This is a genomic window from Streptomyces sp. SID9727 (genome assembly GCF_010550605.1).
Taxonomy (GTDB): domain Bacteria; phylum Actinomycetota; class Actinomycetes; order Streptomycetales; family Streptomycetaceae; genus Streptomyces.
Window position 1 is genome coordinate 1 of record NZ_JAAGNI010000321.1, and the last position, 7,470, is coordinate 7,470.

The window sequence follows — 7,470 nt, forward strand, 5'->3', positions numbered from 1 at the left end:
GACCACCGCCCAGCAGGCGCTGCGCTCCGGGGTGCCCCTGGTCGCCACGGCGGTCGGCGGCACGCCCGAACTGGTGGGGGACGCCGCCGTCCTCGTGCCGTACGCGGACGCCGGGGCGCTGGCCGCCGAGGTGGCCCGGCTGCTCGGGGACCCGGCCGAGCGGGACCGGCTGGCCGCCGAAGGCCTGCGGCAGGCGGCGAGCTGGCCGACCGAGGACGACACGGTGGCCCAGGTGCTCGCGGTGTACGACGAACTGGCCCGGCCGCTGGCCCGTTGACAGTCCTCCGGCCGGCTGCGATCTTGAAAAGTCGGACCGGTAGCTGGGGAGGGCGTGTGGGCGGGGAAACGCGGACGTACGGGGACGGGAGCACCGCCGTCGGCGCGTTGCCCGGACCCCTCGTCTCCACGGACTGGCTCGCCGCCCGCCTGGGCGCCCCCGGGCTGCTGGTGCTCGACGCGTCGGTCGGCGCGCACCGGGGGAGCGGGCGGCGGATCGAGGGGGCCCGGATCTTCGACATCGACGGGGCGCTCTCCGACCACACGGTGCCGGTGCCGCACACCATGCCGGACGCCGCCCGGTTCACCGAGGAGATGCGGGCGCTCTGCCTGAACGACGCGGACACCGTGGTCGTGTACGACGCCGCCGGGATCTACTCCAGCGCCCGGGCCTGGTGGATGCTCCGGGCCATGGGCTTCGACCGGGCCGCCGTCCTCGACGGGGGCCTGCCCGCCTGGACCGCCGCCGGACTGCCCGTCACCGAGCAGGCGCCGGAACCGGCCGCCGGGCGCGGGGACTTCACGGCCCGGCCCCGGCCCGGGCTCCTCGTCGGCGCCGCCGAGGTGGCGGAGGCGCTGGCCGATCCCGAGGCGGCGGTGCTCGACGCCAGGACCCGGGGGCGGTTCGAGGGCACGGAGCCCGAGCCGCGGGCCGGGCTGCGCGGCGGCCACATGCCGGGGGCCGTCAGTCTGCCGTTCGGCCGGCTCCAGGACGAGGGCCGGATGCGGGCGCCCGAGGAGCTGCGCGCCGCGTTCGCCGGTGCGGCCGGTGACCGCGGGCGGCTTTACTTCAGCTGCGGGTCCGGGGTCACCGCCTGCGTCCTCGCCCTGGGGGCCGAGCTGGCCGGATACCGGGACCTGACGGTCTACGACGGGTCCTGGAGCGAGTGGGGGCTGCCTTCGGCGGATCCGGCGGACCGGCCGGTCGCGACGGGCCCGGCACCGGGCTGACACGGCTCCGCCCGGCGGCCGGAGAGCGGCAGCCGGGCGGAGAACGCGCACCGAGGGGCGTCAGCCCACGTACGCCCCGCTCGCCGTCAGGCGCAGGGCCGTGTCGATCAGCGGGACGTGGCTGAACGCCTGCGGGAAGTTGCCCACCTGGCGCTGGAGCCGGGCGTCCCACTCCTCGGCCAGCAGGCCCAGGTCGTTGCGGAGGGACAGCAGCCGCTCGAAGAGCCGGCGGGCCTCGTCGACCCGGCCGATCATCGCGAGGTCGTCCGCCAGCCAGAACGAGCAGGCCAGGAACGCGCCCTCGTCGCCCTCCAGGCCGTCCACGCCCGCGTCGTCGCCGGAGGTCGGGTAGCGCAGGACGAAGCCGTCCTCCGTGGACAGCTCCCGCTGGATCGCCTCGATGGTGCCGATGACCCGCTTGTCGTCGGGGGGCAGGAAGCCCATCTGCGGGATCAGCAGCAGGGAGGCGTCCAGCTCCTTCGACCCGTACGACTGGGTGAAGGTGTTGCGCTCGGGGTCGTACCCCCGCTCGCAGACGTCGCGGTGGATCTCGTCGCGCAGTTCGTGCAGCCGCTCGACCGGGCCCTCCGCGTCGCCGGACTCGATGAGCTTGATGGTGCGGTCGACCGCGACCCAGGCCATCACCTTGGAGTGCACGAAGTGGCGGCGCGGCCCGCGCACCTCCCAGATGCCCTCGTCCGGCTCGTTCCAGTGCTTCTCCAGGTACTCGATCAGCTTGAGCTGGAGCCCGGTGGCGTAGTCGTTGCGGGCCAGACCCGTCATGTGCGCCAGGTGCAGCGCCTCGGTGACCTCGCCGTACACGTCCAGCTGGAGCTGGCCTGCCGCGCCGTTGCCGACGCGGACCGGGGCGGAGCCCTCGTAACCCGGCAGCCACTCCAGCTCCGCCTCGCCCAGCTCCCGCTCGCCCGCGATCCCGTACATGATCTGCAGGTTCTCCGGGTCGCCGGCCACCGCGCGCAGCAGCCACTCGCGCCAGGCGCGGGCCTCCTCGCGATAGCCGGTGCGCAGCAGCGAGGAGAGGGTGATCGCGGCGTCGCGCAGCCAGGTGTAGCGGTAGTCCCAGTTCCGGGAGCCGCCGATGTCCTCGGGCAGCGAGGTGGTGGGCGCGGCGACGATGCCGCCGGTCGGCGCGTACGTCAGGGCCTTCAGCGTGATCAGCGAGCGGACCACGGCCTCGCGGTAGGGCCCGTGGTACGTGCACTGCTCGACCCACTCGCGCCAGAAGTCCGCGGTCGCCTCCAGCGAGCCGTCCGGGTCCGGGAGCGCGGGCGGCTCGTGGTGCGAGGGCTGCCAGCTGATCGTGAACGCGATCCGGTCACCGGGGGCGACGGTGAAGTCGGAGTACGTCGTCAGGTTCTCGCCATAGGTGTCGACCGGCGTGTCCAGCCACACCGAATCCGGGCCGGCGACGGCGACCGTACGCGAGTCCACCTTGTGCACCCAGGGGGTGACGCGGCCGTAGCTGAACCGCATGCGCAGCTCCGAGCGCATCGGCACCCGGCCGCTGACGCCCTCCACGATGCGGATCAGCTGCGGTGCCCCGTCGCGCGGGGGCATGAAGTCGGTCACTCTGACCGTGCCGCGCGGCGTGTCCCACTCCGATTCGAGGATGAGGGAGTCCCCGCGGTAGCGGCGCCGGTCGGCCGCGGGCGGCTCCGCGCCCTCGGGGCGGGCCGGGCCCAGTCGCCAGAAGCCGTGTTCCTCGGTGCCCAGAAGGCCCGCGAAAACGGCGTGTGAATCGAAGCGGGGCAGGCAGAGCCAGTCGGCTGTGCCGTCCCGGCAGACCAGGGCGGCGGTCTGCATGTCTCCGATGAGTGCGTAATCCTCGATGCGCCCGGCCACGTGCATCTCCAGTCGAACGGCCATGTCGCCCCGTGGGGCGCTTACTGCGGGTCAAGAGGTTGTCGCAAGGGGTTGTTGTGGGGGGACCTGCGAACTTGGGCCTCGCCCGAGCGAGTGTCCGAGCAGGATACGACGCACACGGGTGATCCGCGCGACCCTCTTGACAACCGGACTGCGCCGATCGAGTGGGATGCGAGTGGCATATGCGATTCGCGCCGCGCTCGCGCGCCGATGGCCGGAAGCAGTCCCTCTCCGTCGCTGATACCCTGGTAGCCCGTGGACGGTGGTCGTCGGCGAGAGCAGACGAGGCCCCCGAACCGCAGCGACGGCATCTCCGGAATCTCCGGACGGCAACGCCGGCACGCACCTCACGATCGCGACCACGGGAGCCCCCTTTGGCTATGCAGCCCACATCCACGACGACCAAGCACATCTTCGTCACCGGGGGTGTCGCCTCTTCCCTCGGCAAGGGTCTGACTGCCTCCAGCCTCGGCGCCCTGCTCAAGGCGCGCGGTCTCCGGGTCACCATGCAGAAGCTCGACCCGTACCTGAACGTCGACCCGGGCACGATGAACCCGTTCCAGCACGGCGAGGTCTTCGTGACCAACGACGGTGCGGAGACGGACCTCGACATCGGCCACTACGAGCGCTTCCTGGACGTGGACCTCGACGGCTCGGCCAACGTCACCACCGGCCAGGTCTACTCGCAGGTCATCGCCAAGGAGCGGCGCGGCGAGTACCTCGGGGACACCGTGCAGGTCATCCCGCACATCACCAACGAGATCAAGCACCGCATCCGCCGGATGGCCACCGACGACGTCGACGTGGTGATCACCGAGGTCGGCGGCACCGTCGGCGACATCGAGTCGCTGCCGTTCCTGGAGACCGTCCGCCAGGTCCGCCACGAGGTCGGCCGGGACAACGTCTTCGTGGTGCACATCTCGCTGCTGCCCTACATCGGCCCCTCCGGCGAGCTGAAGACCAAGCCCACCCAGCACTCCGTGGCCGCGCTGCGCAACATCGGTATCCAGCCGGACGCCATCGTGCTGCGCGCCGACCGCGACGTGCCGACCGCCATCAAGCGCAAGATCTCGCTGATGTGCGACGTGGACGAGGCGGCCGTGGTCGCCTGCGTGGACGCCAAGTCGATCTACGACATCCCCAAGGTGCTGCACACCGAGGGCCTGGACGCCTACGTCGTGCGCAAGCTCGACCTGCCGTTCCGGGACGTCGACTGGACCACCTGGGACGACCTGCTGGACCGCGTCCACAACCCCGACCACGAGGTCACCGTCGCCCTGGTCGGCAAGTACATCGACCTGCCCGACGCCTACCTCTCGGTCACCGAGGCCATCCGGGCCGGCGGCTTCGCCAACAAGGCCCGGGTCAAGGTCGAGTGGGTCGCGTCCGACGACTGCAAGACCCCGGCCGGTGCCGAGAAGGCCCTCGCCGGTGTCGACGCGATCTGCATCCCCGGCGGTTTCGGCGAGCGCGGCGTGGTCGGCAAGGTCGGCGCGATCCGGTACGCCCGCGAGAACAAGGTGCCGCTGCTCGGCCTCTGCCTCGGCCTCCAGTGCATCGTGATCGAGGCGGCCCGCAACCTCGCCGACATCCCCGACGCCAACTCCACGGAGTTCGACGCCGCGACCTCCCACCCGGTCATCTCGACCATGGAGGAGCAGCTCGCGTACGTCGAGGGCGCCGGTGACCTGGGCGGCACCATGCGGCTCGGCCTGTACCCGGCGAAGCTCGCCGAGGGCTCGCTGGTCCGCGAGGCGTACGACGGCCAGCCGTACGTGGAGGAGCGCCACCGCCACCGCTACGAGGTCAACAACGCCTACCGCGCCGAGCTGGAGAAGAAGGCCGGCCTGGTCTTCTCGGGCACCTCCCCGGACAACAAGCTGGTCGAGTACGTCGAGTACCCGCGCGAGGTCCACCCGTACCTCGTCGCGACCCAGGCGCACCCGGAGCTGCGCTCCCGGCCGACCCGCCCGCACCCGCTCTTCGCCGGCCTGGTGAAGGCGGCCGTCGCCCGCAAGACGGGCGCCGCCGGGGGCGAGCAGGGCAAGTAGGCGGTACCTCCGCAGGCGTTACGGTTGACCGGGGCACGCGTCCGAACAGGGACGCGGGCCCCGGTCACCGTTTTTCGTGGGAGGACGCAGATGGGTTTCCAGGACACACCCGAGGAATGGCGGGTCACCGAGAGCGCGACCCCGTTCCAGGGGAAGAAGACCAGCGTCCGCACCGACGACGTCGAGATGCCCGACGGTACGGTCGCCCACCGCGACTACCAGGTGCACCCCGGCTCGGTCGCCGTGCTCGCGCTGGACGACGAGGGCCGCGTCCTCGTCCTGCGCCAGTACCGCCACCCCGTCCGCCACAAGCTGTGGGAGATCCCGGCCGGGCTGCTCGACGTGCCCGGCGAGAACCCGCTGCACGCGGCCCAGCGCGAGCTGTACGAGGAGGCGTACGTCAAGGCGGAGGACTGGCGGGTGCTCACCGACATCTACACCTCGCCCGGCGGCTCCGACGAGGCGGTGCGGATCTTCCTCGCCCGGGACGTCTCCGAGGCGGAGGGCGAGCGCTTCGAGGTCGCCGAGGAGGAGGCCGACATGGAGCTGGCCCGGGTGCCGCTCCAGGACCTCGTGCGCAAGGTGCTCGCCGGCGATCTGCACAACAGCTGCCTGGTCGTGGGCGTGCTCTCGCTCGCCGCGGCCCTCGCGGGTGACGGCGTCGACGCGCTGCGCCCCGCCGACGCGCCCTGGCCGGCCCGCCCCTTCGACGCCTGAGGAGCCGCCTCTTCGACGTCTGACGGGGCGTCCCCCCGATGTCTGACGAGGCCGTTCCTCCGCCGTCTGACGGGCTGTCCCCTCGGCTCCTGACGGGCTGTCCGAAACCCCGCGGAGCGGTCGACGGGACCGCCCGTACGGTCACTCTCCTGCATCCTCCGATCGTAAGAAATGCTGATCCGATCGGGGGATGCCCGGGTCGCGCTCCCCCCTCTCCGGCCACCCGCCTGAACTACGCTTCGAATGCCCTGACCGGAGTCCCGCAGGGCGACGCGTGCAGCGAAGTGGAGCGTGGCCCGTGACGGATCAGGCGGTGGACACCAGCGGCCCGGCCGAGGCAGCGGGGACCGAGGAGCCGCCCGTCCCGGAGCCGACCCGATTCTTCGGCCGCGAACGCGAGTTGAAAGAACTCCGCGACGACATCGAGCGCGCCGGGCTCGACACCATGGCCGGCCGCCGCAGCGCCCGCGCGCGGGTCCTCCTGATCGCCGGACGCCCCGGCTCCGGCCGCACCGCGCTCGCCTCCGAACTCGCCCGCCGCCTCCTGGAGACCGGCGACTACCCCGACGGCCTGCTCCGCGTCCGGCTCGCCGAAACCGGCGGCGCCCCCGTCCCCCCGGAGCGCGCCGCCCGCGACCTCCTCGGCCGGCTCGGCCTGACCGGACCGCCCGGCGCCGACGCCGACGAACTGACCGAAAGGGTCCGCGAGGCCCTGGCCGCCCGCAGGGTCCTGCTCCTCCTGGACGACGCGGCGGACGCCGAACAGGTCGACCCGCTGCTCCCCGACAACCCGGACTGCCTCGTCGTCGCCACGTCCGAGGGCCCGCTGACCGGCATCCCCGGCGTCCGGCCCTGCACCATCGGCGGCCTGGACGCGGGCTCCGCGGTCCAGCTCCTCGGCCGTGCCATCGACCAGGTCAGGATCACCGTCGACCCGCTGACCGCCCAGGCCCTGGCAGAGGAGTGCGGCGGGCAGCCGGCCGCCCTGGTCCTGATCGGCGGCTGGCTCGCCGCCCGCCCGACCACCTCGGTGGCCGACGCCGGGCGGCAGCTGCGCGCGCTGCCCGACGACCCGGAGGCGCCCGCCGGAGCGCGTCCGCTGACCCGCGCCTTCCGCCTCGTCCACGACTCGCTGCCGGCCACCCCCGCCCGGATACTGCGCCTGCTCGCCCTCGCCCCCGGCGGCCTCGCCGACGCCCACACCGCTTCCGCGCTGGCCGGCTGCTCCGTCTCGGCCGCCCGGACCACCCTGGACGACTTCGTCACCCTGGGCCTGCTGCGCCGGGAGGACGCCGACGAACCGCAGTACGAGGTGCCGGGCTGTCTCGCCGGGCTGCTGCGGGCCCTCCTGGAGGACCGGGAGCGCCCCGCCGAGATCCAGCTCGCCCGGGCCAGGATGCTGGAGCGCACCGTGCGCCTGCTGCAGTCCTGCCGCGCCGTCACGGACCCGGAGGGCTCGCCGTCCCGCCGCAAGCTCGCCGGGCTCCCGCGCACCCTGCGCTTCCCGCACGCGGAGACCGCCGCCGCCTGGCTGCGCGCCCGCAGGCCCGCCCTGCTCGCCGCCGCCCGGATCGCCGTCGAGGACGGGGAG

6 protein-coding genes are annotated in these 7,470 nt (G+C 73.2%); 5 read left to right on the plus strand and 1 reads right to left on the minus strand.

Going from position 1 to position 7,470, the window contains the following annotated elements:
• Together G3I41_RS22035 and G3I41_RS22040 are read left to right on the plus strand one after the other, a co-directional pair.
• A partial coding sequence (locus tag G3I41_RS22035; protein WP_164402134.1) for a glycosyltransferase occupies positions 1-277 on the plus strand: 277 nt, incomplete at its 5' end.
• 56 nt (positions 278-333) lie between these two features.
• Positions 334-1,227, plus strand: coding sequence for a sulfurtransferase (locus G3I41_RS22040; RefSeq protein WP_164402135.1), 894 nt, complete (start codon positions 334-336; stop codon positions 1,225-1,227).
• Between the two features lie 60 nt (positions 1,228-1,287).
• Here G3I41_RS22040 and G3I41_RS22045 read toward each other — a convergent pair whose 3' ends face one another.
• Complete coding sequence (locus tag G3I41_RS22045) at positions 1,288-3,090, minus strand: glycoside hydrolase family 15 protein (RefSeq protein WP_164402139.1); 1,803 nt, start codon at positions 3,088-3,090, stop codon at positions 1,288-1,290.
• 401 nt (positions 3,091-3,491) lie between these two features.
• On the opposite strand from G3I41_RS22045, the gene G3I41_RS22050 reads away from it, so the two are divergent.
• The 3 genes from G3I41_RS22050 to G3I41_RS22060 form a co-directional block, all read left to right on the plus strand.
• Positions 3,492-5,162: a CTP synthase gene (locus G3I41_RS22050; protein ID WP_164402136.1), complete on the plus strand. Its 1,671-nt coding sequence runs from the start codon at positions 3,492-3,494 to the stop codon at positions 5,160-5,162.
• A gap of 90 nt (positions 5,163-5,252) precedes the next feature.
• Positions 5,253-5,879, plus strand: a complete 627-nt coding sequence (locus G3I41_RS22055) for an NUDIX hydrolase (protein WP_164402137.1) — start codon at positions 5,253-5,255, stop codon at positions 5,877-5,879.
• Between the two features lie 298 nt (positions 5,880-6,177).
• On the plus strand, positions 6,178-7,470 hold a 1,293-nt coding region (locus tag G3I41_RS22060), incomplete at its 3' end, for an ATP-binding protein (RefSeq protein ID WP_164402138.1).

What these genes read in the sequence shown, in the direction of transcription:
- G3I41_RS22055 (WP_164402137.1), top strand. Translation starts at nt 5,253, where the DNA reads ATGGGTTTCCAGGACACACCCGAGGAATGGCGGGTCACCGAGAGCGCG.
- G3I41_RS22050 (WP_164402136.1), top strand. Translation starts at nt 3,492, where the DNA reads ATGCAGCCCACATCCACGACGACCAAGCACATCTTCGTCACCGGGGGT.